At 67.6% G+C, this 25,751-nt stretch carries 16 protein-coding genes; 14 read left to right on the top strand and 2 right to left on the bottom strand.

Features of this window, described 5'->3' with window-relative positions; translation table 11 throughout:
* The first annotated feature begins 208 nt into the window (after positions 1-208).
* From ACFXJL_RS02795 to ACFXJL_RS02730, 14 genes are all read left to right on the top strand, one after another.
* A complete protein-coding gene (locus tag ACFXJL_RS02795) occupies positions 209-2,683 on the top strand; it encodes an ABC transporter family substrate-binding protein (RefSeq protein ID WP_384689136.1) in 2,475 nt (824 codons plus the stop codon).
* Positions 2,684-3,030: 347 nt separating this feature from the next.
* Complete coding sequence (gene typA, locus ACFXJL_RS02790; protein ID WP_358876184.1) at positions 3,031-4,932, top strand: translational GTPase TypA; 1,902 nt, start codon at positions 3,031-3,033, stop codon at positions 4,930-4,932.
* 1,560 nt (positions 4,933-6,492) lie between these two features.
* Positions 6,493-7,530: an ABC transporter permease gene (locus ACFXJL_RS02785; protein ID WP_358876183.1), complete on the top strand. Its 1,038-nt coding sequence runs from the start codon at positions 6,493-6,495 to the stop codon at positions 7,528-7,530.
* Between the two features lie 99 nt (positions 7,531-7,629).
* On the top strand, positions 7,630-9,423 hold the full coding sequence (locus ACFXJL_RS02780; protein WP_384688635.1) for an ABC transporter substrate-binding protein: 1,794 nt from the start codon (positions 7,630-7,632) through the stop codon (positions 9,421-9,423).
* Positions 9,424-9,530: 107 nt separating this feature from the next.
* Positions 9,531-10,508, top strand: coding sequence for an ABC transporter permease (locus ACFXJL_RS02775; protein WP_358876181.1), 978 nt, complete (start codon positions 9,531-9,533; stop codon positions 10,506-10,508).
* A 10-nt stretch (positions 10,509-10,518) separates the two neighbouring features.
* Positions 10,519-11,580 (top strand): ABC transporter ATP-binding protein, encoded by a 1,062-nt coding sequence (locus ACFXJL_RS02770; RefSeq protein WP_358876180.1) that lies wholly within the window; start codon positions 10,519-10,521, stop codon positions 11,578-11,580.
* A gap of 12 nt (positions 11,581-11,592) precedes the next feature.
* The gene (locus tag ACFXJL_RS02765; RefSeq protein WP_358876179.1) at positions 11,593-12,711 is read left to right on the top strand and encodes a dipeptide ABC transporter ATP-binding protein; all 1,119 of its coding nucleotides are present in this window, start codon (positions 11,593-11,595) and stop codon (positions 12,709-12,711) included.
* Between the two features lie 238 nt (positions 12,712-12,949).
* Positions 12,950-13,885 carry a GNAT family N-acetyltransferase gene (locus ACFXJL_RS02760; protein WP_358876178.1) on the top strand — a complete coding sequence of 312 codons (936 nt, stop codon included), beginning with the start codon at positions 12,950-12,952 and terminating at the stop codon, positions 13,883-13,885.
* 285 nt (positions 13,886-14,170) lie between these two features.
* A complete protein-coding gene (locus ACFXJL_RS02755; RefSeq protein ID WP_384631386.1) occupies positions 14,171-15,802 on the top strand; it encodes an ABC transporter substrate-binding protein in 1,632 nt (543 codons plus the stop codon).
* Positions 15,803-15,916: 114 nt separating this feature from the next.
* Positions 15,917-16,840 carry an ABC transporter permease gene (locus tag ACFXJL_RS02750; RefSeq protein ID WP_358876176.1) on the top strand — a complete coding sequence of 308 codons (924 nt, stop codon included), beginning with the start codon at positions 15,917-15,919 and terminating at the stop codon, positions 16,838-16,840.
* On the top strand, positions 16,833-17,813 hold the full coding sequence (locus ACFXJL_RS02745; RefSeq protein ID WP_358876175.1) for an ABC transporter permease: 981 nt from the start codon (positions 16,833-16,835) through the stop codon (positions 17,811-17,813). The genes ACFXJL_RS02750 and ACFXJL_RS02745 overlap by 8 nt, the downstream gene beginning before the upstream one ends.
* Before the next feature lie 10 nt (positions 17,814-17,823).
* Positions 17,824-18,831 carry an ABC transporter ATP-binding protein gene (locus tag ACFXJL_RS02740; RefSeq protein WP_358876174.1) on the top strand — a complete coding sequence of 336 codons (1,008 nt, stop codon included), beginning with the start codon at positions 17,824-17,826 and terminating at the stop codon, positions 18,829-18,831.
* The gene (locus ACFXJL_RS02735) at positions 18,824-19,855 is read left to right on the top strand and encodes a dipeptide ABC transporter ATP-binding protein (protein ID WP_329022984.1); all 1,032 of its coding nucleotides are present in this window, start codon (positions 18,824-18,826) and stop codon (positions 19,853-19,855) included. Before ACFXJL_RS02740 ends, ACFXJL_RS02735 begins: the two co-directional genes overlap by 8 nt.
* A 193-nt stretch (positions 19,856-20,048) precedes the next feature.
* Complete coding sequence (locus ACFXJL_RS02730) at positions 20,049-20,969, top strand: hypothetical protein (RefSeq protein WP_384688628.1); 921 nt, start codon at positions 20,049-20,051, stop codon at positions 20,967-20,969.
* A 178-nt stretch (positions 20,970-21,147) separates the two neighbouring features.
* Here ACFXJL_RS02730 and ACFXJL_RS02725 read toward each other — a convergent pair whose 3' ends face one another.
* Together ACFXJL_RS02725 and ACFXJL_RS02720 are read right to left on the bottom strand one after the other, a co-directional pair.
* Entirely contained in the window at positions 21,148-23,319 is a 2,172-nt protein-coding gene (locus ACFXJL_RS02725; RefSeq protein WP_384688625.1) for a hypothetical protein, read from the bottom strand.
* Positions 23,320-23,429: 110 nt separating this feature from the next.
* Positions 23,430-25,595, bottom strand: a complete 2,166-nt coding sequence (locus tag ACFXJL_RS02720) for an alpha/beta fold hydrolase (RefSeq protein WP_384688622.1) — start codon at positions 25,593-25,595, stop codon at positions 23,430-23,432.
* Positions 25,596-25,751: the final 156 nt, after the last annotated feature.

The following is a 25,751-nucleotide window of genomic DNA, read 5'->3' as shown; positions in this document are numbered from 1 at the left end:
AACCCAACCGGAATCAGCAGCCGGACCCCGCCCGGATGCTCCGTCCGTATCTGTTTCTTCCGCATCTGTTTCTTCCGTGTCTGCTTCGTTCGCATCTGTTTCGTCCGCGTCGGAAGGGCCACGGCCGAGCAATCGGCAACACCACTCATCCAGCAGTGCCCACCGGGCGAGCCGCCCCCTCGCACTCCTCGTCTGCGGAGCCTTCGTCCTGCCGGTACTGACCGGCTGCACCACGGACGACTCCGGGGGCAGCGGCCAAGTCGTGCCCCAGGACATCGCCCAGACGGCGCGCGGCGACATCGGCCACGGCGGCACCTTGAGATGGGCGATCGACGCCGTGCCCACCACGTTGAACACCTTCCAGGCGGACGCCGACGCAGCGACCTCCCGGATCGCCGGAGCCGTGCTCCCCGCCCTCTTCACCCTCGACAGCAACGGTCGCCCCCAGCGCAATCCCGACTATGTGGAATCCGCGAAGATCGTTGCCCGGGAACCCAAGCAGGTAGTGCTCTACAAGCTCAACCAACGAGCGGTCTGGAGCGACGGCCGGGAGATCGGAGCCCCCGACTTCGCCGCCCAGTGGCGCGCGCTCAGCGGTCGCGACACCGCCTACTGGACCGCGCGCAATGCGGGGTACGAGCGCATCGAGGAGATCCAGAAGGGCGCCAACGACCTGGAGGTCAAGGTCACCTTCAAGAAGCCCTACGCAGATTGGCAGTCCCTCTTCACACCGCTGTACCCGAAGGAGGTGACCGCGAGCCCCAATGCCTTCAACGACGGTGCGCGCAAGACCCTCAAGGCCACCGCGGGGCCCTTCCGGCTGGGCGCGGTTGACCGCAAGGCCGGCACCGCGGTCCTCGAACGCAACCCCCGCTGGTGGGGCGAGCCGGCCAAGCTGGACCGTCTGCAGTTCACCGCCGTGCCACGGGCCGAACGGGCCGCCGCCCTCGCCGCGGGCAGGGTGGACATCGCCGAGATCGACCGCGGTACGGCGGAACGCATCGCCCTGGCCAAGCGTGAGCAGGGAGCCGCAGGCCAGCAGCGTCGAGAAGGCGCCGGAGGCGCTGCCCGCCAGCGCACCGCCGGTCAACCGCCCGCGCAAGGAGCGGAGTCCGCGGCCAACGCCGAGCAGAGAGCCGCGCGGAGCGCCCGGGAACTCGCCCACGGTCCGGGCGCCCGCGTCACCCCGTCCGACGCCCTGTTGTCCTGGGCGCTCGCCCATGGCTCCGACCCCGAAGCCGCCGAGAAGGCCCAGGCCGCCCGCCTGCGCACCACGCGTGCGATCGAGGTCTATGCGAGTGAGCAGCAGGGACTCACCGGCTACGTGGTCCGCAAGTCCCTGGAGCCTGCCTTCACCCAACTCGCGCTGAACGGCGAGACAGGGCCGCTCGCCGACGACCGGGTACGTCGTGCCGTCGCCCGGGCGCTGGACCGCAAGGAACTCGCCGAGACGGTGCTCCGTCCGCTCGGGCTCCCCGCCGTCCCGCCCGGCAGCCATCTGGCTCTGGCAGGTCAGCGCGCCTACACCGACAACAGCGGGGCGCTCGGCGAGCACAACACCCAGGAGGCCCAGGCGCTCCTCGCCGACGCCGGCTGGGTGCCCGGCGGCGCACTCACGAAGCCGGAGCCCGCCAAGGCCGGTGGCGAACGGGTGGACGTCCCGCCCGGTGCGGCCACGGTGCCCGCAGAGGAAGCCCCCGGAGACGGGAAGAACCCGAACGCCAAGGACACATCGGCCGGAGCCCTCGACGGCAAGGCCAAGGACGGGCGCGCTGCGAAGGCGAAGGACCAGACGGCGGACACCCCCTCCAGCGAGGGGCTCTACATCGTCGGTGACGAGAAGGACGGCAAGGCCAAGGACATGGGTGCCACGGTCATGGGCACCGACCGCACCCATGTCCTCGCCCCCGCTCCGGTGGACTTCCAGGACCTGTCGATGCAGCGCCGAGCGGACGGTGCCGCCGAGATGCAGCGCCAGCCGGGCGGCCGGGCGGGGGCGTATGCCCCGGCCGGTACGGCGGCTCCGGTCGCCGCGGGCGGACGGCTCGGTAAGGACGGCAAGGCGCTCTCCCTCCGATTCGTCCTGCCGTCGGGCCCCGGATCGGAGGCACTCCGTGCGGTCGGTGACAAGATCGCGCGGATGCTGGACCGGATCGGCATCCGGACGGAGATCGTCAAGGTCGCCGACGAGAGCTACTTCCGGGACCACATTGCCTCGGGGAACTACCACCTGGCGCTCTACTCCTGGCCCGCCACCGCATATCCCGCGACCGACGCCCGTCCCATCTACGCCAAGCCAGAGCCCGCGAGCGACGGATCCCTCCTGGTCGAGCAGAACTACACCCGCGTCGGTACGGACCACATCGACCAGCTCTTCGACCAGGCCGCCGCAGAACTCGACGAGGACACCGCCCGCGATCTGATGCGGCGGGCCGACGCCCGGATCTGGGCCGCGGCCGGGTCCATTCCCCTCTATCAGCGCCCGGAACTGGTCGCCGCCAAGCCGAGCGTCCGCAATGCGGGGGCGTTCGGGTTCGCCACCCCGCGTTACCAGGACATCGGATTCGCCAAGGGATCCGTACCGGCGCGGGGGCCCGCGGCCCCCGGGGAGCAGGCGCAGGAGCAGCCCGAGCCCGCCCGTACCCGCGCGGCCGAGGGGACCGCAGCCGAACCTGCCGGGTGACCCTCGGGGCTGTCGTTTCCGTACCGTGCGACCGCTGATCAGGCGGTCAACGGCCCCAGGGCGATCGCCACAACCTCAGAGTCCCCTCAACTCCCTTGCCCGCCGGAACCACCGGCGGGCAAGATCATGTCCACCCCTTGACCCTTGTTCAACCCGGTCGACGATCCCGGCGCCCCGATTCCGCGTGGACGGCCCCGCCCCACCTGCGGAACTCCCTCTCGCATTGGTCCGGGAAGCCCCGGACGCAACAGCCCCGTACCATGGGACAGAGCCGTGGCGCGTCTGCCTCGGCGGGGCGTACAGAGGAAAACGCCGCATCCCACGATCGAGAGAAGCGCCAGCCAGTCATGCCCACGCGCCACGACATCCGTAACGTCGCCATCGTCGCCCACGTCGACCACGGCAAGACCACCCTGGTCGACGCCATGCTGAAGCAGGCCGGCGCCTTCGCCGCCCACCAGCACATCGACGACCGGGTGATGGACTCGAACGACCTGGAGCGTGAGAAGGGCATCACGATCCTCGCCAAGAACACGGCGGTGAAGTACCACCCCAAGGCGGGGGGTGCGCCCATCACGATCAACATCATCGACACCCCCGGTCACGCCGACTTCGGCGGCGAGGTCGAGCGTGGTCTGTCCATGGTCGACGCGGTCGTCCTGCTGGTCGACGCCTCCGAGGGTCCGCTGCCGCAGACCCGCTTCGTCCTCCGCAAGGCCCTCCAGGCCCGGATGCCCGTCATTCTCTGCATCAACAAGACGGACCGTCCTGACTCCCGGATCGACGAGGTCGTCAACGAGACCTACGACCTCTTCCTCGACCTGGACGCCGACGAGGACCAGATCGAGTTCCCCATCGTCTACGCCTGCGCCCGTGACGGCGTCGCCTCGCTGACCAAGCCCGCCGATGGGACGGTCCCGGCCGACAGCGACAGCCTGGAGCCGTTCTTCTCCACCATCCTGCAGACGGTTCCGGCGCCCGAGTACGACGAGTCCGCGCCGCTCCAGGCCCACGTCACCAACCTGGACGCCGACAACTTCCTCGGCCGCATCGCGCTGCTGCGCGTGGAGCAGGGCGAGCTGCGCAAGGGCCAGACCGTGGCCTGGATCAAGCGCGACGGCACCATGGCCAACGTCCGCATCAGCGAGCTGATGATGACCGAGGCCCTGACCCGCAAGCCCGCCGAGGTGGCGGGCCCGGGCGACATCTGCGCCGTCGCCGGTATCCCCGACATCATGATCGGCGAGACGCTGGCCGACCCGGAGAACCCGATCGCGCTGCCGCTGATCACGGTGGACGAGCCGGCCATCTCCATGACCGTCGGTACGAACACCTCGCCGCTGGTCGGCCGTGGTGGTACGGGCAAGGGCGCTGAGAACAAGGCCGCGGTCAAGGACCGCAAGGTCACCGCCCGGCAGGTGAAGGACCGCCTCGACCGCGAGCTGGTCGGTAACGTCTCGCTCCGCGTCCTGGAGACCGAGCGCCCCGACGCCTGGGAGGTGCAGGGCCGTGGTGAGCTGGCGCTGGCCATCCTGGTCGAGCAGATGCGCCGTGAGGGCTTCGAGCTGACCATCGGCAAGCCGCAGGTGGTCACCAAGGAGGTCGAGGGCAAGATCCACGAGCCCGTCGAGCGGATGACGGTCGACGTTCCCGAGGAGCACATGGGTGCGGTCACCCAGCTCATGGGCGTCCGCAAGGGTCGGATGGACAACATGTCCAACCACGGCTCGGGCTGGGTCCGGATGGAGTTCGTCGTTCCGTCCCGTGGTCTGATCGGCTTCCGCACGGAGTTCCTGACGAACACCCGTGGTACCGGTATCGCCCACTCCATCCACGAGGGTCACGAGCCGTGGTTCGGCACGCTGACCACGCGGAACAACGGCTCGCTGGTCGCGGACCGTTCGGGCTCCGTCACCGCGTTCGCGATGACCAACCTCCAGGAGCGCGGTGTTCTCTTCACCGAGCCGGGCACCGAGGTCTACGAGGGCATGATCGTCGGAGAGAACTCCCGCTCCGACGACATGGACGTCAACATCACCAAGGAGAAGAAGCTCACCAACATGCGCTCCTCCTCGGCGGACTCCTTCGAGGCGATCGTCCCGCCGCGGAAGCTCTCGCTGGAGCAGTCCCTTGAGTTCTGCCGCGACGACGAGTGCGTCGAGGTGACTCCGGAGGCGGTCCGCATCCGCAAGGTGAAGCTGGACGGGCGCGAGCGCGCTCGTGCGGCTTCCCGCGCCAAGCACGGCTAAGACCGGCCCCTCCTTTCGGATCCTGCTCGGTGTGATCCGCTCGGCCTGATCCATGGGAGCCCAAGAGCACGCGGGGGAGCCCGTTTTCCCCGGACGGTCTGAAACGGCCGGGTACGACCTTCGTGGTCGTACCCGGCCGTTTTGTCGTCTGGCTTCGCTGCGACCTTGTTGCGTCGTTGCGTCGTTGTCCCCTCTGGCCTGCTTTCGTCGCTGCCTTTGTTCTGCCGCCCGGAGGTGGCGGTGCGCTCGGCGTCGCCATCGCTCTCGGTCTTGCGACGTCGCAGGAGAAGAATCGAGACCCCTTCGCCTTGGGTCACAACACTGTCGCTCTCTGTCATGTCCCACTGCAGAGGACTGCAGAGGAAAGGGCGGGGGCAATTTCACGCCGTTGTGCGTCGTCCTGTTCTTGACCTTGACGGTCCATTTCGCAGAGTGCGCGGGCTCGGATCGGGGCGATCTCCTCCGCTACGCAACCTGGGACGGCGATTCGGATCGCGGGTGGCGGCAATGATTCATGGGGTCGAGCTGGGCCCGGCCGGCACCCGGACCAGCCCCCCGGGGCGGGAAGGGGGCTGGAGAGCCCTCACATAGCCCTCCTGGGGCTCGTACGCCCCAAAGGCATCCCTCGTCCCCCAGGTCACTGTCGCGCCGCCAGGGGACACCTTCCGTCCCGCCCCCGTGCCACGCGGGTGAGTGTGCCGAGGCTCGTCCGTAGGTTTTGGCCGCCCCGAGGGCTTCGATCCAGGAGCGGGCCGGCCGAGAATGACGGGTTGAGCCGGCGATCTTCAAGAGCGGCGACCCGGGCCGTTTGCCTCTACCCCATGCGTGGGAAACTGTGGGATTGGACCACCGGCGGGGGCTCGTCCGTCAACAGGTTTTCCTCTCAACTACGTCCGACTATCGGGCGTAGCTCACCGGAAACCTGTATTAACAGTCCGTTTCGAGTGTGTCTGTCTGCGATCCCTTTGTCCGAATTTTGGTCCTCGGGGCCTCGCTGATGTTGCCAAAACGAGATGCTTTAAGTGTGGTTTACGGCCCGAACTTACCCAATAGTTGGCTTCACTGAGCTCGGGTCAACGGGTCATGCGCTGTGGGGAGCGCCGACTCACGAGCACACGGGGTACAGCTCTTCGCCGTCAGGGGTGTCGGCGGGTGTCATGTGCCCAACCTTGCAGTGAACACGTGGACTCATGAGGAGGAACCCATGCGCGGTGCCACGAGCGCCAGTGGGGTCGGGTCGTCACCGATGCCGTGTACGGCCGGTTTCCAGCGCATTCCATCCGGTTTTGCCGCCGACGGCGGCGGCCACCGATCCTGAGCCCCGGTCAACCGCTCGGCTCGCGATCCTGAGGGTGGAATCAATCCCTATTGACGCACTTTCCGGCCATTTTGTCCGTGGGTAGATCCATGGGCACGAGGCAGTACGGTCACGCCCACTGAGGGCTGGCCGACTGGGGGATCGTCATGCGGTGGCTCTGACGTACGGGTGTACAACACCCGGCCGTCCCAGTCGCCGTGCGCAGGACCGCGGGTCACCCGACACCCGTGAATGGACACATCATGACCAGTCCAATCGAGACTGAGGCCTCGACCGCCTCCGTCGCCTTGGACAAAGACACCGCGACCAAGAACGACGCTGCCGACGGCGTGAACCTCACCGGCCGTTCGCCGGGCCAGCTGATGTGGATGCGCTTCAAGCGCGACCGCGTGGGCGTGGTTTCCGCCGTAGTGGTGATCCTCTTCTTCGTCGTCTCCGCGCTGGCTCCGGTGATCTCCAAGCTGTACGGCAAGGACCCGTACACGCTTTATGCGGACAAACCAGGCTATGAGGGGCTCCTTGATGAGTTCTCCCTGCCTGTAGGAGCCTTCGGTGGCATCTCCGGAGACTTCTGGTTCGGCGTCGAGCCCAACCTGGGTCGCGATGTGTTCACCATGCTGCTCTACGGGATGCGCACCTCGCTGTACATGGCGCTCGTGCTCACCTTCCTCTGTGTCCTCACGGGCGTGGTCATCGGCATGGTGAGCGGCTACTTCGGTGGCAAGGTCGACTACTGGCTCGGACGGACCACGGACTTCTTCCTGGCCTTCCCCAGCCAGTTGTTCTTCATCGCCTTCATGCCCGTGGTCACCGCGCTGTTCGTCTCCCCGACGGACGAGACGCCCACCTATCTGCGCGCGGTCGTGATGATCCTCGTGCTCTGGTTCCTGGGCTGGATGGGCATGGCCCGTCTGGTGCGCAGCTCCGTACTGTCCCTGCGTGAGCGGGAGTTCGTGGAGGCCGCCAAGGTCTCCGGCGCCTCCCGGTGGCGGATCGTCCGCAAGGAGATCCTGCCCAACATCGTCACCCCGATTCTGGTCCAGGGCACCTATCAGCTGCCCAGCTCCATCCTGACCATCGCCTTCCTCTCGTACGTGGGCGTGGGCTTTGTGGAGCCGACCCCCGACTGGGGCCGGATGTTCGCCACGGGATCTGAGATCTACGAGCAGAACCCGGCGTTCATGTTCTTCCCGGGCGTCGCCATGGTGGTGTTCGTCCTTGCGTTCAACCTTCTCGGCGACTCGGTCCGGGACGCGTTCGACCCCAAGACCGGACGGTGACGTCCAAGGGCGAGGGTGGCTGCCGCCCTCGCGCCGGGCAACCGGACGGTCAGGCAGCTCTTGATGAATGACAAAGGACAGGTAGGTGCATCGAGCATCATGAAGCCCATTCGTTCGCGCTCAGCGCGCGTCATAGTCGTCGCCGCCGCGGCCGGCTCCCTGGCGCTCACCGGCTGCTCCAAGGACAGCGGTTCCACCAAGGACGAGTCGAAGTCCAAGAAGGACGCCGCCGCGCAGTCCACGCCGGTTCAGTACGGAGACGCTGCCGCGTCCAACGGACCCGCGGCCCCGGTGCCCGGTGCCAAGAACGGCGGCACCATCAATGTCTACATGCAGTCCGACCTGAGCCACATGGACCCGGGTCAGATCTACGTCAGCGACGCCGGTCAGTTCTCCAACCTGATCCACCGCGGCCTGACCAACTTCCAGGAGGACGACAAGGGCAACCTGACGGTCGTCGGTGACGTTGCCACCGACTCCGGTCAGTCGTCCAACGGCGGCAAGACCTGGACGTTCAAGCTCAAGGACGGCGTCAAGGACGACAAGGGCAACGTGATCACGTCTGCCGACGTCCGCCACACCATCGAGCGTCTGTACTCGAAGGTCATCTTCGACGGTCCCACCTTCGTCCAGACCTGGCTCTCGGGTGCGAAGTACCGTGACGCGCTGCCGGACGGCCCCTACAAGGGCAAGCACCTGCCCGACACCGTGCTCGCGACGCCGGACGCCAAGACGGTCGTCTTCAACTTCACCGACCCGCAGCCCGACCTCCCGCAGGCGCTGGCCATGGCCGGTTACAGCATCGTGCCCGCGAAGGCGGACACGAAGGAGAAGTACGACAAGGCTCCCGCCGCGCTCGGCCCGTACAAGCTGGCCGAGTACAAGGCCGGCAAGTCGATGAAGCTGGTGAAGAACACCAACTGGGACCCGAAGACCGACGCGGTCCGCCACCAGTACGTCGACGGTTACAACTTCACCACCACCATCGACCAGCCCAGCCAGACCAAGCGTCTGATCGCTGACCAGGGCGATGCGAAGAACGCGATCCAGTTCACGGACTCGGTCGACCCGGCGCAGATGCGTGACGTCATCACCAACGCGAAGGTCAACAAGCGCACGGTCAAGGGCTACCAGCCCTACGTGTGGCAGATGACCTTCAACCTGGACCGGCTGAAGGACAAGAAGGTCCGCGACGCCATCACCTACGCGCTGCCCAACCAGCGCATGATCCAGGCTGACGGTGGCAAGTACGGCGGCGAACTGGCGGGCGGTCTGTTCGCGCCGACCCTGCCCGGCTACGACCCGGCGTACGACCCCTTCGGCAAGCAGAAGAAGCCCAACGGTGACCCCGCGAAGGCCAAGCAGCTGCTGAAGGAGGCGGGCGTCGCCAAGGGTACGAAGCTCAGCTACGCGTACTCCAACACCCCGCGTGGGCAGAAGCAGATGGTCATCATCAAGGAGGCCCTGAACGCCGTCGGCTTCGACGTCCAGGCCAAGGAGATCGACCGCGCCTCGTTCTACGAGCAGATCGGCAAGGTCAACAACAGCTTCGACCTCTACATGACCGGTTGGGGCCAGGACTGGCCGTCCCCGGCCACGGTCGTGACCCCGGTCTACGACGGTGACCTGGTCGCCGACGGTGGTTCGAACTACTCGCACATCAAGGACGAGCAGGTCACCAAGGGCATCGACGAGGCCCTGAAGCTGTCCCCCGAGGCTGCTGCCAAGAAGTGGGAGGAGATCCACCACCGCATCGTGGAGGAGATCAACCCGGCTGCTCCGGTCTACTACTCGAAGCAGATCCAGCTCTCCGGCTCGAACGTCGGTGGCGCCAAGTACAGCACTGAGTCGAGCTACATCGACATCAACGACCTGTACCTGATCAACCCGTAACAACCCCGCACGGATGATCCTTGGGGGTGCGCGCCAGGCGGAGCGCACCCCCAAGGGCCCACGTATGTCACCCCCCGCCGCCTTTCCCAAGAGAGCAGCCTCCCGAGATGCTTCAGTTCCTCATCCGCAGGTTGACCGGCGCAGTCGCGATCATGTTCTTGATCGCTGCGTTCACGTTCTTCCTTTTCTATACAATTCCCCAGGACTTCGCCGAACTCGCCTGCGGCAAGACCTGCACGAAGGAGAACATCGCGGTCATCCGCGAGAACCTCGGGCTGGACAAGCCCATCACCGCCCAGTTCTGGGAGTTCATGGGCGGGATCGTCTCCGGTCGGGACTTCGCCGTGGGTCACTGCCCCGCGCCGTGCCTGGGCGTCTCCTTCTCGTCGAACGAGTTCGTCTGGGACTCGATCATGGACCGCTTCCCGCTGACGCTCTCCCTGACCGTCGGCGGCCTGGTCATCTTCCTGACCCTGGGTCTCGGTGCAGGTCTGCTCGCCGCCTGGAAGCGCGGCACGGTGATCGACAAGATCGTCAGCGGCACGTCGATGCTGCTCAGCTCGTTCCAGATCTACTTCCTCGGCCCGATCGTCCTCGGCATCATGGTCTACAGCACGGGTTGGATGGAGAACCCGTCGTATGTGCCGTTCACTGAGGACCCGGTCGGCTGGGTGGTCGGACTGCTCATCCCCTGGGCCGTGATGGCGACCATCTTCACCGCTCAGTACACGCGTATGGCGCGCTCGACCATGATCGAGCAACTCCAGGAGGAGCACGTCCGCACGGCCCGCGCGAAGGGCATGAAGCAGCGGTACGTATTCTTCCGTTACGCCTGGCGCGGTTCCCTGACGCCTATCGTCACGATTCTCGGCATGGACCTCAGCGGCCTCCTCGCGGGCGCCGTCGTGACCGAGTTCACCTTCGACCTGCCGGGCATCGGACGGCTGGCCGTGAACTCGTCACTGGACAAGGACCTGCCGCTGACGATGGGCGTGATGCTGTTCGGAGCCTTCTTCATCCTGCTCCTGAACATCCTCGTGGACCTCGCCTACGCCTACATCGACCCGCGCGTACGCCTCGCCTAGGAGAACGACCGTGACCACTCTGACCAAGACCGAAGACACACCGGCCCCGACCGGGCCGGGGGCCTTCCTCTCGGTCCGCGACCTGCGGGTGCGGTTCTCCACCGAGGACGGCATCGTCAACGCGGTCGACGGCCTCTCCTTCGACGTCGAACGCGGCAAGACGCTGGGCATCGTGGGCGAGTCGGGCTCCGGCAAGTCCGTGACCAACCTGACCATCCTCGGTCTGCACAACCGCAAGACCACCGCGATCGACGGGGAGATCCACCTCGACGGCCAGGAACTGCTGGACACTCCTGAGCGGCAGATGGAGAAGCTCCGCGGCAACAAGGTCGCGATGATCTTCCAGGACCCGCTGACGGCTCTCTCCCCGTACTACACGGTGGGTCGCCAGATCGCGGAGCCGTACATGAAGCACACCGGCGCCTCCAAGAAGGAGGCGAAGGCCCGGGCGATCGAGATGCTCGACAAGGTCGGCATCCCGCAGCCCGCGACGCGCTTCAACGACTACCCGCACCAGTTCTCCGGCGGCATGCGCCAGCGCGCCATGATCGCGATGGCGCTGATCTGCGACCCTGATCTGCTGATCGCGGACGAGCCGACCACCGCGCTCGACGTGACCGTGCAGGCCCAGATCCTCGATCTCCTCAAGGAACTCCAGCAGGAGATGGGCTCAGCGATCATCTTCATCACCCACGACCTGGGCGTCATCGCCAACATGGCGGACGACCTGCTGGTGATGTACGCGGGCCGGGCCGTGGAGCGCGGCAGCGTCCGTGAGGTGCTCCAGTCGCCGAAGCACCCCTACACCTGGGGCCTGCTCAGCTCGATGCCGCGTCTGTCCAGCCCTCTCGACGAGGCGCTGATGCCGATCCCCGGTTCGCCGCCGAGCCTGCTCAACCCGCCGTCCGGTTGCCCCTTCCACCCGCGCTGTGTCTTCAAGGACCAGGTCAGCGGTGGACTGTGCTCGGGCGAGCGCCCGGCGCTCGCCGAGGGGCGCGCTTCGGCCTGCCACCTCACGGGGGACCAGAAGCAGTCCATCTTCATCGATCAGATCAAGCCCCGGCTCGGCTAGGGAGACGCAGACATGAGCGAGAACGTCACTCTGCCGCAGCAGCAGGGAACACAGAAGCCCAAGACCACCGGTGAGCCCCTGCTCACGGTGGAAGGGCTGACCAAGCACTTCCCGATCTACGGTGGCTTCCCCATCAAGCGCCAGGTCGGCGCGGTCAAGGCCGTCGACGGTGTTGACCTCACGGTCCACGCCGGTGAGAGCCTCGGCCTCGTCGGCGAGTCCGGATGTGGCAAGTCCACCACCGGTCGGCTGATCACCAAGCTGATGGACCCCACCGCCGGCAAGATCACTTACGCCGGTACGGACATCACGTACGCCAGTCGCAAGCAGATGGCGCCGGTGCGGTCCGAGATCCAGATGATCTTCCAGGACCCGTACTCGTCGCTGAACCCGCGGCAGACCGTCGGCACGATCATCAAGTCGCCGATGGAGGTCAACGGGATCAACCCGCCCGGTGGGCGGGAGGCGCGCGTCCGGGAACTGCTGGAGACCGTGGGTCTCAACCCGGAGCACTACAACCGCTTCCCGCACGAGTTCTCCGGCGGTCAGCGGCAGCGCATCGGCGTGGCCCGGGCCCTGGCGCTCGAACCGAAGCTGATCGTCGCCGACGAACCGGTCTCCGCGCTCGACGTGTCGATCCAGGCGCAGGTCGTCAACCTGCTCAAGAAGGTCCAGGACGAGTTGGGGATCGCCTTCCTCTTCATCGCCCACGACCTCGCCGTCGTACGCCACTTCTCCCAGCGCGTGGCCGTGATGTACCTGGGCAAGGTGATGGAGGTCGCCGACCGCGAATCCCTCTACACCCGGCCGCGTCACCCCTACACCCACGCACTGCTCTCGGCCGTGCCCGAGGCCGACGTCGACTCCTCGAAGAAGGAGCGGATCCGCCTCCACGGCGACGTTCCCTCGCCGATCATGCCGCCGTCCGGCTGTCGCTTCCGCACCCGCTGCTGGAAGGCGCAGGACAAGTGCGCGACGGACGAGCCGCCCTTGGTGCAGATCGCCGGCAGTGACGACGGTCATCTGACCGCGTGCCACTTCCCGGAGGCGCCCTCGATCGCGGCCCGCAAGGAGGACGTGGTGATGGACCCGGCGCTCGTCGCGCTGGAGGAGAGCCACACCACGGACTGAGTTCCGTGTGGTGAAGGCCCCGGACAGCCACCAGCACGCAAGGAGGCCGGGGCCTTCGCTGTGTCCGGGGTGACTCGTGGCACCGGCCCGCCCCGAAGGCCGTGCTCCCGCCCGGTACGGCGCCGCGGGGCCCGGCTGGCCAGCGGGCGACTGGAAGACCACGGGCGCCCGGTCCGGTGGGCTTTCCCGGGCGGAAAACGCGTTGCACCGGCCCTGCCGTGCACCGGACCCTGAGCGGATGGAAGAACTGACCGTCCGGCCGGCCGTCCCCTCTGACGCGCCCGAGATCTGCCGACTGCTCAACGCCGTGGACCTCGCCGAGATCGGGCGTGAGGAGACGGACCTGCACGAGGTGGAGGCTGACCTCACCCACCCCGAAGCCGCACTGGAGGAGAACTCCTGGCTCGCCTTCCGTGCCGGGGAACTCGTCGGCTACGGGCTGATGTGGGACGACTCCGGGGCCGAGCGCATCGATATGGACCAGTACATACGCCCCGGCGAACAGGACGCGGGGGAGCGGCTGCTCGATCTGATGGAGGCGCACGCCGTGCGCCGGGCCGCGGGCAACGGCGCGGCGAAGGCCGTCGTCCATATGCACCTCAATGTGCGTCCCACCCTCGATCCGGCGATCCTGGTCGATCGCGGCTGGCACACGGTGCGCCGCTACCACGCACTCACCCGGACGCTGTCCCCCTCGGTCGACCAGGTGCCCGAGCCGCGCCAGGGACTCACCCTGCGTTCCTGTGAGCAGGAGTCCGATCGCAGGCTGGCGCACCAGCTGATCGAGGAGACGTTCGCCGACCACTTCGACCACCAGACCCGTAGTTACGAGCAGTGGCTCGCCGACCGGGGGGCCCATATCGACTGGTCCCTGGTGTGGATCGCCTCCCTCCCCGGGACGGGTGACGTCGCCGTGACGATCACCCGCAACGACCGGGAGAGCACCGGGTGGATCAGCTATCTGGGTGTGCGCAAGGAGTTCCGGGGGCGGGGCGTCGCGGGCCATCTGCTGCGCCATGCGTTCGGGGTGTACGCGGAACTGGGGCGCGACCGCATCGGTCTCGGCGTGGACACCGACAATGAGACGGGCGCCCTGAGGCTCTATGAGGCGCACGGCATGACGACCCACTTCGCGGTGAACACCTGGGAGGTCACCCTGCCGGTCGGCTCGTAGGGGTGCGTCCCCGGGAGGCGCTCGCATCTGTCGGTTCGCCTCTCGCGCGCAGCGGGAGGTGAGCCGCGGGCGGGGTGTCTTCCCCCTTCCCCCGAGGGAGCGTTTTCCTGTCGGCTTCCTGGCGACTTCTTGGCGACGGAGTGCCCCGCCGACCGGGTGGCTTCCTGCCGTTCTGACCCGTCCGGACGGAGCGAACTCGTCCGGACGGCCGCGGCTGGCGTGCAGAATAACCCTAAATAGGGTGATATCCGTTCTAAGTGAGACTTAGGACATGGGAGGCACTCCATGCGTGGAGCCACGCACGCCAAATGGGTCGTAGGCGCGGTCGTGGTCGCCCTTGCGGCGACCGCCTGCGGCGGGGGCGGCGACAGCGGTGGCGGCGGTGGCGCAGACGGAATCGTCAGTGCCTCCTGGGGCGATCCGCAGAACCCACTGGAGCCCGCGAACACCAACGAGGTCCAGGGCGGCAAGGTCCTCGACATGCTCTTTCGGGGACTGAAGCGGTACGACCCCAAGACCGGCGAAGCCCAGGACATGCTCGCCGAGAAGATCGACACCACCGACTCGATCAACTTCACCATCACCGTCAAGGACGGCTGGACCTTCAGCAACGGCGAGGCGATCACCGCCAAGTCCTTCGTCGACGCCTGGAACTACGGTGCCGACCTGCGCAACAACCAGCGCAACGCCTACTTCTTCGGCTACATCGAGGGCTACGACAAGATCCACCCCGACTCGGGGCAGCCGACCGCCAAGACCCTGACCGGCCTCAAGGTCACGGGCGACCGCACCTTCACGGTCAAGCTCACCCAGAAGTTCTCCACCTGGCCGGAGACCCTCGGGTACGCGGCCTTCGCCCCACTGCCGCAGGCGTTCTTCGACGACCATGACTCCTGGCTCGCCAAGCCCGTGGGCAACGGCCCGTACACCGTGGACTCCTACTCCCGGGGCTCCCAGATGTCCCTGCGGAAGTGGGACGACTACCCCGGATCGGACAAGGCCGAGAACGGCGGTGTCGACCTCAAGGTCTACACCGACAACAACACCGCCTACACCGATCTGACCGCCGGCAACCTGGACCTCGTCGACGACGTCCCCGCCTCCCAGTTGAAGAACGTCAAGGCCGACCTCGGCGACCGCTACATCAACACGCCCGCGGGCATCATCCAGACCCTCGCCTTCCCGTTCTACGACGACGCGTGGAACGGGCCGAACAGCGAGAAGCTCCGCACCGGGCTCTCCAGGGCCATCAACCGCCAGCAGATCACCGACACCATCTTCCAGAAGACGCGCACGCCCGCCAAGGACTGGACCTCGCCCGTCCTCGGCGAGGAGGGCGGATTCAGCGACACCCTGTGCGGCGACGCCTGCGAATACGACCCCGCCGCCGCGAAGAAGCTGGTCGAAGAGGGCGGCGGCATCCCCGGCGGCTCGCTGAAACTCTCGTACAACGCGGACACCGGCTCGCACAAGGACTGGGTCGACGCCGTCTGCAACAGCATCAACAACGCACTCGGCAACGACCGCGCCTGCGTCGGCAACCCCATCGGCACCTTCGCCGACTTCCGCAACCAGATCACCCAGTCCAAGATGCCCGGCCCCTTCCGGGCCGGCTGGCAGATGGACTATCCGCTCATCCAGAACTTCCTCCAGCCGCTCTACTACACCAACGCCTCCTCCAACGACGGCAAGTGGAGCAACGACGACTTCGACCGACTCGTCGACCAGGCCAACGCCGAATCGGACACCGCCAAGGCGGTGCAGACCTTCCAGCAGGCCGAAGAGGTCGTACGGGACCAGATGGCCGCCATTCCGCTCTGGTACCAGAACGGCAGCGCCGGCTACTCGACGCGCATCTCCAACGTGGAGCTGAACCCCTTCAGCGTCCCCGTCTACAACGAGATCAAGGTCAACTGACCGAGGTGGACGACCGGCCCGGTGTCCCGTACACCGGGCCGCACCCTTCCCCCGGCAGCGCGCTCACCCCGTGAGATCCGGCATTGACCACGAACACGACCCCTGGAGACCTTCATGGGACGTTATGTGATCCGGCGTCTGCTACAGATGATCCCGGTCTTCTTCGGTGCGACGCTGCTGATCTTCCTCATGGTCAATGTGATGGGCGACCCCATCGCCGGACTCTGCGGCCAACGCCAGTGCGACCCCGCGACCGCCGCCCAACTCCGCAAGGAGTTCGGCCTCGACAAGCCCGTCTGGCAGCAGTACCTGACCTACATGGGCCACGTCTTCACCGGCGACTTCGGCACCGCCTTCAACGGCCAGCCCGTCACCGAGCTAATGGCGTCCGCCTTCCCGGTCACCATCCGGCTCACCATCGTCGCCATCCTCTTCGAGATCGTCATCGGGATCACCCTCGGCGTCCTCACCGGACTGCGCAGGGGACGCCCCATCGACACCACGGTCCTGCTGCTGACCCTCGTCGTCATCTCCATCCCCACCTTCGTCACCGGCCTGCTCCTCCAACTCCTCCTCGGTGTGGAGTGGGGCATCATCAAACCCGCGGTGTCACCCGAGGCACCCTTCAATGAACTGCTGATCCCCGGCCTGGTGCTCGCCTCCGTGTCGCTGGCGTACGTCACCCGTCTCACCCGGACCTCCATCGCCGAGAACGCCCGCTCCGACTACGTCCGCACCGCCAAGGCCAAGGGCCTGCCCAGACGCCGGGTCATCACCCGACATCTGCTCCGCAACTCCCTGATCCCCGTGGTCACCTTCATCGGCACCGACATCGGCGCACTGATGGGCGGAGCGATCGTCACCGAGCGCATCTTCAACATCCACGGCGTCGGCTACCAGCTCTACCAGGGCATCGTCCGCCAGAACACCCAGACCGTCGTCGGCTTCGTGACCGTCCTGGTGCTGGTGTTCCTGCTGGCGAACCTCATCGTGGACCTGCTCTACGCCGTACTCGACCCAAGGATCCGCTATGCCTGAGCCGCGGTACGACGACGACGGAGCCATCGCATCCACCGGTGCCGGCGGGCCGATGGACCTCGCCACCAGCGAGGGTGCGACGCTGGAGAAGACCCCCGGCGGACCGCTCGGCACCGGCCCCACCGGCAAACCCCGCAGCCTGTGGTCCGACGCCTGGCGCGATCTGCGACGCAACCCCGTCTTCATCATCTCGGGCCTCTTCATCATCTTCCTGGTGATCATCTCGATCTGGCCCTCGCTGATCGCCTCCGGCAATCCCCTCCAATGCGACCTCGCCAAGGCCCAGGAAGGCTCCCAGCCCGGGTACCCCTTCGGTTTCAACGGACAGGGCTGCGACGTCTACACCCGGGTGGTCTACGGGGCCCGCACCTCGGTCACGGTCGGGGTCTGCGCCACCCTGGGCGTGGCACTCCTCGGCTCGGTGCTCGGCGGGCTCGCCGGGTTCTTCGGCGGCGGCTGGGACGGAGTCCTGTCCCGGCTCACCGACATCTTCTTCGGCATCCCCGTCATCCTCGGCGGCCTGGTGCTGCTCTCCGTCGTCAGCTCGACCACCGTCTGGCCGGTCGTCGGCTTCATGGTGCTCCTGGGCTGGCCGCAGATCTCCCGCATCGCCCGCGGATCGGTGATCACCGCCAAGCAGAACGACTACGTCCAGGCCGCCCGGGCACTCGGCGCCTCCAACTCCCGCCTCCTGCTCCGGCACATCGCCCCCAATGCCGTGGCGCCCGTCATCGTCGTCGCCACCATCGCGCTGGGCACCTTCATCTCCCTGGAGGCAACGCTGTCCTACCTCGGCGCCGGGCTGAAGCCGCCCACCGTCTCCTGGGGCATCGACATCTCCTCGGCCTCCCCCTACATCCGCAACGCCCCGCACATGCTGCTCTGGCCGGCCGGCGCGCTGGCGATCACCGTGCTCGCGTTCATCATGCTCGGCGACGCGGTGCGCGACGCCCTCGACCCGAAGCTGCGCTGAGGAGCCCGCCATGAGCACCGACTCCCTGCTGGACGTACGCGACCTCCAGGTCGAGTTCCACACCCGCGACGGCGTGGCCAAGGCGGTCAACGGTGTCAGCTACACCGTCCACGAGGGCCGGACGCTCGCCGTACTCGGCGAATCCGGCTCCGGGAAGTCCGTCACCGCCCAGGCCATCATGGGCATCCTCGACACCCCACCAGGGAAGATCACCGGCGGTCAGATCCTCTTCCGCGGCCGGGACCTGCTCACGCTCAAGGAGGAGGAGCGACGGAAGATCCGCGGCTCGGAGATGGCCATGATCTTCCAGGACGCCCTCTCCTCGCTGAACCCGGTGATCAACGTCGGTGATCAACTCGCCGAGATGTTCATCGTCCATCGGGGGATGTCCAAGAAGGACGCCCGAGCCAGAGCGGTCGAACTCATGGAGCGGGTCGGCATCCCCGCCGCCAAGGAGCGCGTACGGCAGTACCCGCACCAGTTCTCCGGCGGCATGCGCCAACGCATCATGATCGCGATGGCGCTGGCCCTGGAACCGGCCCTGATCATCGCCGATGAGCCCACCACCGCCCTCGACGTCACCGTGCAGGCCCAGGTGATGGACCTCCTCGCCAAACTCCAGAGCGAACTCAACATGGGCCTGATCCTGATCACCCATGACCTCGGTGTCGTCGCCGACGTCGCCGATCGGATCGCCGTGATGTACGCGGGGCGGATTGTGGAGACCGCACCCGTCCACGACATCTACCAGGCACCCGCCCACCCCTACACCCGAGGACTCCTCCGGTCGATCCCGCGGCTGGACCAGAAGGGCCAGGAGCTCTACGCGATCAAGGGGCTGCCGCCGAACCTGATGAACATCCCACCGGGCTGCGCCTTCAACCCGCGCTGCCCCCTGGCCCAGGACATCTGCCGCACCGACGAACCACCGCTGTACGAAGTCTCCCGGGAGCGTGCCAGCGCCTGCCACTTCTGGCAGCGCACACTGGAAGGAGAGGAGGCGGCAGCCGATGACTGAGGCGATCCTCGAAGTCCGTGACCTGGCCAAGCACTATCCGCTGACCCAGGGCATCCTCTTCAAGAAGCAGGTGGGCGCGGTCCGGGCGGTGGACGGCGTCGACCTCGACCTCATCACCGGGGAGACCCTCGGCATCGTGGGCGAATCCGGGTGCGGCAAGTCCACGCTCGCCAAGATGATCGTCCATCTGGAACAGCCGACCGCCGGAACCATCCGCTACAAGGGCGAGGACATCACCAAGCTCTCCGGGCGGGCCCTGAAGGCGGTCCGACGCAACATCCAGATGGTGTTCCAGGACCCGTACACCTCGTTGAACCCGCGGATGACGGTCGGCGACATCATCGGCGAGCCGTACGACATCCACCCCGAGGTCGCCCCCCGGGGAGATCGGCGCCGACGCGTGCAGGACCTGCTCGACGTGGTGGGCCTCAACCCCGAGTACATCAATCGCTATCCGCACCAGTTCAGCGGCGGGCAGCGCCAGCGCATCGGCATCGCACGCGGACTCGCACTCCAACCGGAGATCATCGTCGCCGACGAACCCGTCTCCGCGCTCGACGTATCCGTCCAGGCGCAGGTCATCAATCTGCTCTCCGGCCTCCAGGACGAGTTCAACCTCAGCCTGGTGTTCATCTCCCACGACCTCTCCATCGTCCGTCATATCTCGGACCGGGTGGGCGTGATGTACCTGGGGCGGGTGGTGGAACTCGGACGGGACGAGGAGATCTACGAACACCCCACCCACCCGTACACCCAGGCCCTGTTGTCGGCGGTCCCCGTCCCCGACCCCCAGGCGCGCGAGTCCCGTGAGCGGATCCTCCTCGGCGGGGACGTGCCCTCACCGGCGAACATCCCGTCCGGCTGCCGCTTCCGCACCCGCTGCTGGAAGGCACAGGAGCGCTGTGCCCTCGAAGTGCCGCTGCTGGCCGTGCCGGCGGTCTTCCGACTCGGGGAGGGCCCGGCGAAGCATCCGTCGGCCTGTCACTTCGCCGAGGAGAAGCACGTGGTGCCGACGGCCGAGTGAAACGCGCGCCCCCCGCACCGGTTTAACGCGCGGGCAACGCGCCCGTCGCGATCCCGATATACGGACGGTGCAGTCTCGGGCGGGTACGGCCGTGCGGGTGCCGTAGATCGGCCGGGGGTTCCTCAACGGGTCCCCGGCCGATCGTCCGGACGCAGTCTTGTCCCTGCGCAGGGCGCGGCGGCACGATCTCAGGGTGACGCTCACCTCAGGAGCCAGGAGAACCGGCGCGGCGCTCTGCATCGCCCTCGCGCTGATCGAGGGCGGTTGGATCGTCCGCGACCTGACCGCGATGCGATCCTCACTCGACCTGTGGAACTCCTGGATCGGCCGGCTCCATGGCAGGTCGACCACGACCACCCTGGAGACCCCGCTTCTGCTGCTGGTCCACGTCACCGTCCTCGTGGGCGCCGTCCGGCGTCGGACCACCGCCGGTGCGCTGGTCGCAGCCGGTTTGGTGACCCTGGTGGTCCGGCTGCCGGGGCTGTGGGTGCTCACCTCGCCCTGGATGGATCTGCGCGCCACCGACGAACTGAGGATGCGGGCCGTCTACACCTCTCTGGCGGCCCTCGGGCTGGGCGTGGGCCTGTTGATCACTGCCGCTGCGGGGAGGAGCGCCGCCACCCGCCCGACGCAGCGGGCTCCGCTGCTGACCTCGCTGCTCCTCGGGGTCGCCGCCGGTGTGCTCGCGGGCTGGGAGATCCGTCGGTTCGCACGTTCCCCCGACGGCGAAGCCCTCGATCGGTTCACCGCGAGCGAGTCGGCGCTGCTGCCGCTCCTGGCCGCCCCGCCCGGCTGGCTCGCGGTCCTCACCGCAATGCTCGCGCTCGTGGCGACACTTGCGGCGGTGCGTCCGCTGGGCCTGGTAGCGGCGGCGCTGTTGGCCGCCGCGGCCGTCCGTCAGCTGGGCGGCCTGCTCCGTGACGGGGTTGCGTTACGGCTGAAGGAGTTATCCGTGGAGGAGCAACTCCTGGTGGCGTCCTGGGGCTTCGAGGCCACGGCGGGCGCGGTGGTCCTGGTGCTGTTGGCGCGCTCCGAGCCGGTCCGGCCGGCCTTCCGCGAGAGCCCCCCGGCGATCGGTCCGCCACCGCCGTCCGCCCCGCCGCCGGGGTGGTGAGGGGGCCGTCGACACACGGTCCACCGACCGGTGCCCCTGTCCTGTGCTGGGACGACGACGCCGGGGGCGCCTTGCGGCACCCCCGGCGTGACATCGAGGGCGAGGAAAGCGGAGGGACTAATTCAGAGTGAGTGAGAAGGAAGTCCGTCCATGGCCTCGCCGAACCCAACGCTAGCAGTCAGCCCGGGATCAGGGCACGCAGGTTTTCCGGGGTGATGACCAGGGAGTCCGGGTGCAGTCCGTCCGGGCGTTCCAGGCCGATGTACGTGACCGGCCCGTCCGGGACCGTCGTACCGTCCCACAGCGCGGTGCCCGCCGCGCGCTCCTCCATCAGCTCGATGAGGTACCGGACGGTGAGGTACTCCCGCTCGACGACGCCGCGCACCAGCGTCGCGACCGACACCCGGTTCTCCTCGACCCGGTTCGAAGTCGGATTGCCCCGGAGGTACAGATGGAGCCACTTGGCCCGCCAGCGGCCGTCGTTCCCGCGCAGGAACGCCAGCGGTAGCGCGACCCGGCCAGGGCCTCGCAACTCCGACTTCATGCGCACGGTCCGCGGCTCGAAGGGGCGTCCCCTCTGCTCCGCATCGCGCAGCATGAACCCGAAGACCGACTCCTCGGCCTCCTCGAAGCCCTCTCCCGAGAAGATGTTGACCTGCGGAACGATGAAGGACCCTCGCACGGCGTCCAGACGCAGATTGATGAACTCCGAAGCACCGTCCGGTGCGTTCGTGATGTCACCGGAGTGCTCGCCCTCCACCGCAGTGAGCGCGGTGTACGACAGCCAGACGACGGTCTCGTACGAGGCGTTCAGCATCAGTGCCGATAGGTCGTAGTCCGTCGAGCGTTCGGTCTGCTTCCAGTGGACGAAGAACCTCAACAGGTCGCCGTCGACGGGGGAGAGGGAACCCCGGGGCAGCACGCCCAGGCCGGCGGTCGTCGCCTTGCCGCTGAGCGGGAGCGCGACGTCGAGGACGTCCGGATCGATCAGCAACCGCCCCGGCTCCGGGAGCCGACGGCGCATCTCGGCGTCCAGGGCGGCGATCAGACGCCTGCGCTCCGCCTCAGGTAGGGGTGGACGCACATCGTCGGTGACCTGGGCACGGCCGAGGCGATTGACGAAGACACGGCGGTCATCGGACTCGCGCGCACGGTTGTGGAGGTGCTCGCGGACCGAGAGCAGGACCCTCGCGGAGACCCGTGGGGCGACCTGCTCGGCCGCGGCCACCACGGCATCGCGCTCATCCTGGGTGAGACACGTGCGCAGCAGACGGTCGAGGGAGCGGAACAGCTTGCCCGGCGCGGCGGTCAGCAGCCGTGCGGCGCCGGTGAGGTCGTGCGCTCGCAGCAGTGTCTCGACGCGGCTGTCGAAGGAGGGCGCCTTCAACTCGCCCCGGGCCACGGAGAACACCTCGGCAGCACGGGGCCAGCGCGGGAACTCATGCGGATGGAGTCGCTCGCCCAGCCGCTTGAAAACCTCCCGGTGCGCGGTGACATCGCCGAGTTTGTCGGGGGTCGCTGCGACCACACGGTCGAGTGCGGCGAGTAGGGCGCGGCGGGTGCGTCGGGGCAGCGATCGGAGTCGGGTCGGTGCCACCAGGGTCACATCGCCGTCCGAAAGCGCGCAGGCCAGGCGGAGTACGTCCGTGACGGTGTCCACCAGGAGGTCAGCGCCGGCGCCCAGACGGGCGACATTGACGACCGCACGGTTCTCCCTGACGGGGATCTCCTTGGGCTGGGGCCCCTCGACACAGTGTCCGGCGAGCACGGCGAGGTCCCGCAGACCCTCCGTGCCGAGCGGGGTGGTGCTGCCCGCCAGGGCCAGGTACAGGGCGCTGACCTCGGTGTCCGCGTTGTCTCCGAGGTGGAGGACCGTCGTGCGGTCGCCCGTGGCGGGGAGCAGTTCATCGTGAGCCGCGAGCATCTCGGCGTAGGCGTGCTGGTAGTTGCCGTACGACGGGAGGGTCAGCAAGTCGAGGATCCCGGAGCGCAGTTGGGCGAGGGTGCCGTCACGCGAGGTGTCGTCGACGAGTGCCTCGGCGATGCACTGCATCCAGAAATCGAATGTGTTGGGCACATGGGCCGGGAAGTCGATGAAGTAGGCGTTGTGCCGGACGTGGTCGCCGACCATCTCGCGGACGGTCTCCAGGGTGCGCGCGGCGGTGGCGACGACTGCTTCCTCGGCCAGTCCCGACAGCCGTTCCAGCAGGGCCGCCGAGAGCTTGAAGCCCACCGACATCAGTGCGGCATCGAACTGCCGTGCCGCGACACCACCTTGCCCGACGGGCCCCGAGGGGGCCGGGAGACGGTGGGTGTGCCGGATGACCAGGGGTTCGAGGCGGTGGGACATTCCGGGATGATCGCAGAACCGTGCGCAGCGACGCATACGGATTTCGTACGCCCGTACGGGCAGGTCCGGCCCTGTGCGCGGGGCCCCGTGGGGAGCCCCGCCCGGTCGTCTCAGCCCAGCCTTCGCTTCAGGAAGTCGACCTGGAGCAACAGGAGGTTCTCCGCGACCTCCTCCTGTGGAGTCATGTGCGTCACCCCGCTCAGCGGCAGCACCTCGTGGTCGCGTCCGGCCGCCAGCAGAGCGGACGACAGCCGCAGGGTGTGGGCGGCGACCACGTTGTCGTCGGCGAGACCATGGATGATCATCAATGGTCGAGCGGGGTCCTCGGGAGCGGTCAGTCCGTCCTGCGTCACCAGCGAGTTCGACGCGTACACCGTCGGGCGTGCGTTCGGGTCTCCCAGATAGCGTTCCGTGTAGTGGGTGTCATAGAGGCTGAAGTCCGTTCCCGGAGCGCCGGCGATCGCGGCGTGGAACACGTCGGGCCTCCGCAGTACCGCGAGAGCCGCCAGATAGCCGCCGTAGGACCAGCCACGGATGCCCACTCGTCCGAGGTCGAGGGGGTACTGCTCAGCCAGCCAGTGGAGGGCGTCCACCTGGTCGTCGAGCGTCAGCGGAAAGTCGTCCTTGATGGCCTTCTCCCAGGCGGGGGAGCGTCCCGGGGTGCCTCGACCGTCCGCGACGATCACCGCGAATCCCTGGTTCGCGAACCACTGGGAGGTGAGATGGCTGTTGTGTGCCGCGTAGACGCGTTGACCGCGCGGCCCGCCATAGGGATCGACAAGGACCGGAAGCGGTCCGTCCGACTCCTGGTACTCCTGTGGCAGCAGTACCGCGCACGGAATCCGTCGTACTCCGGCCTCACACAGTCGGGGGCGTGTGGTCAGTACCGGCTGTTCGGCGCGGGTCGCCACCGGGCCCAACTCCTCGCCCTCCCGCAGGACCGTGAACGAGGCGCCGCTGACATCGAGCCGTGCCGTGGCCAGCACGGTCACCGCGCCCGTACGCACCGCGTTGTGCACACCCGGGCCGTGGGAGATCCGCTCGACGCCCTGCTCGGTGACCCGGTGGACATGGAGTTCACCGACCTCAGGATCGACCGCCGTCTCGCCGGCGGAGGCCAGCACCAGGACGTCGTCGGTCCCGATGTCGAGCACCGCCCTGAGGTGGAGCGAGGAGTCCGTCCAGAAGCGGTCGCCGACGGCGAGTACGCGTGCGCCGCCTTCGTCGACGATCCGCACCAGAGCGCCACCAGGGCCCCATGCCGGCACGCCAGGGAATAGATCAAGCCAGGCCGAATCCTCGTCGCTCTGAATGACCCTGGTGCTGCCATTGTCTGCATTCACCGCTAGGTAATGATGAATTCGCTGCTCGCGGCTCTGGACAAGCAGGATCGGGGCGCCGCCCTTGGACCAGTGAACGCGTGCGAGATAGGGGAATTGGATACGATCCCAGCCAATCTCCATTTGCTCGCCGTCCAGGGTCACCAGAGAAAGCCGCACCTCGGCATTGGAGGTCCCGGCAGCGGGGTAGGCCACCGGCTCGGGCGCCCGCTCCGGATGGGAGGGGTCCGAGATCCACCAGCGCTGCACCATGGATTCGTCCACGCGCGCCACCAGCAGCCGGTCGGACTCCGGCGACCACCAGAACCCGCGGGAGCGCCCCATCTCCTCCGCTGCGATGAACTCCGCAGTCCCGTAGGAGATGTGCTCGCCCTCCGGTTCGACCAGGGCCCTGTCCCCCTCACCCCCGGCCTCGACGACCCGAAGGGAACGCTCGCTGACATAAGCGATGTGGCGACCGTCGGGCGACGGCCTGGGGTCCACCACTCCTGCCAGCGCCGGGAGTTCACGGACGGTCCCTGCCGGCAGCTCCGCGCAGAACAACCGCCCCGACAGCGAGAAGGCGGCCAACTCGACCGCCTCGTCCACCGCGTACGCGACGATCCCCGCCCCGCCCTCCCGCCCGCGCTCGCGCCGCGCACGCTCTTGCGCCGAAAGCTGCTCCTCCCCGCCGTCGAGCAGGACTCCGGGGTCCGCGGCCAGCCGCTCCCGGAGCCGATTCCCTTCGTCGGCACGGTCGGTGGCTAGGTCAGTGGCAAGGTCGGTGGCAAGGTCGATGACCCACAGCTGACCGCACCGATCGGTCCCCGAGGACGACCGGATGAAGACCACCCTGGCGCCGTCCGGGGAGATGGTGAAAGTCCGGGGTACGCCCAATGTGTAGCGCTGTGTCCGGGCGTTCTGGCGCGGAAAGGAGAGCGGCTTCCTCATGGTCATGTGACCGAACCTAGCGGTCGTGCGCCCCCGTGTGCTGCCGTGCACCGATCGATGCGTTCGCACGGATAGTTATGATCCGTAGCGCAAGGTGGGTAGGAACCACCTGGCACATGCAACCTGCCTGTCCCGACCGAATATCTGTGGAGGTGAACCGCC

The sequence above is a fragment of the Streptomyces sp. NPDC059256 genome (assembly GCF_042753785.1).
GTDB lineage: Bacteria > Actinomycetota > Actinomycetes > Streptomycetales > Streptomycetaceae > Streptomyces.
Note: the sequence above shows the minus strand (reverse complement) of the source record. Positions and strands in the feature narration are given on the sequence as shown.

Coding starts and splice junctions, on each gene's coding strand:
- typA (WP_358876184.1), top strand. CDS start 3,031: ATGCCCACGCGCCACGACATCCGTAACGTCGCCATCGTCGCCCACGTC.
- ACFXJL_RS02785 (WP_358876183.1), top strand. CDS start 6,493: ATGACCAGTCCAATCGAGACTGAGGCCTCGACCGCCTCCGTCGCCTTG.
- ACFXJL_RS02780 (WP_384688635.1), top strand. CDS start 7,630: ATGAAGCCCATTCGTTCGCGCTCAGCGCGCGTCATAGTCGTCGCCGCC.
- ACFXJL_RS02775 (WP_358876181.1), top strand. CDS start 9,531: ATGCTTCAGTTCCTCATCCGCAGGTTGACCGGCGCAGTCGCGATCATG.
- ACFXJL_RS02765 (WP_358876179.1), top strand. CDS start 11,593: ATGAGCGAGAACGTCACTCTGCCGCAGCAGCAGGGAACACAGAAGCCC.
- ACFXJL_RS02760 (WP_358876178.1), top strand. CDS start 12,950: ATGGAAGAACTGACCGTCCGGCCGGCCGTCCCCTCTGACGCGCCCGAG.
- ACFXJL_RS02755 (WP_384631386.1), top strand. CDS start 14,171: ATGCGTGGAGCCACGCACGCCAAATGGGTCGTAGGCGCGGTCGTGGTC.
- ACFXJL_RS02750 (WP_358876176.1), top strand. CDS start 15,917: ATGGGACGTTATGTGATCCGGCGTCTGCTACAGATGATCCCGGTCTTC.
- ACFXJL_RS02745 (WP_358876175.1), top strand. CDS start 16,833: ATGCCTGAGCCGCGGTACGACGACGACGGAGCCATCGCATCCACCGGT.
- ACFXJL_RS02740 (WP_358876174.1), top strand. CDS start 17,824: ATGAGCACCGACTCCCTGCTGGACGTACGCGACCTCCAGGTCGAGTTC.
- ACFXJL_RS02735 (WP_329022984.1), top strand. CDS start 18,824: ATGACTGAGGCGATCCTCGAAGTCCGTGACCTGGCCAAGCACTATCCG.
- ACFXJL_RS02725 (WP_384688625.1), bottom strand. CDS start 23,319: ATGTCCCACCGCCTCGAACCCCTGGTCATCCGGCACACCCACCGTCTC.
- ACFXJL_RS02720 (WP_384688622.1), bottom strand. CDS start 25,595: ATGACCATGAGGAAGCCGCTCTCCTTTCCGCGCCAGAACGCCCGGACA.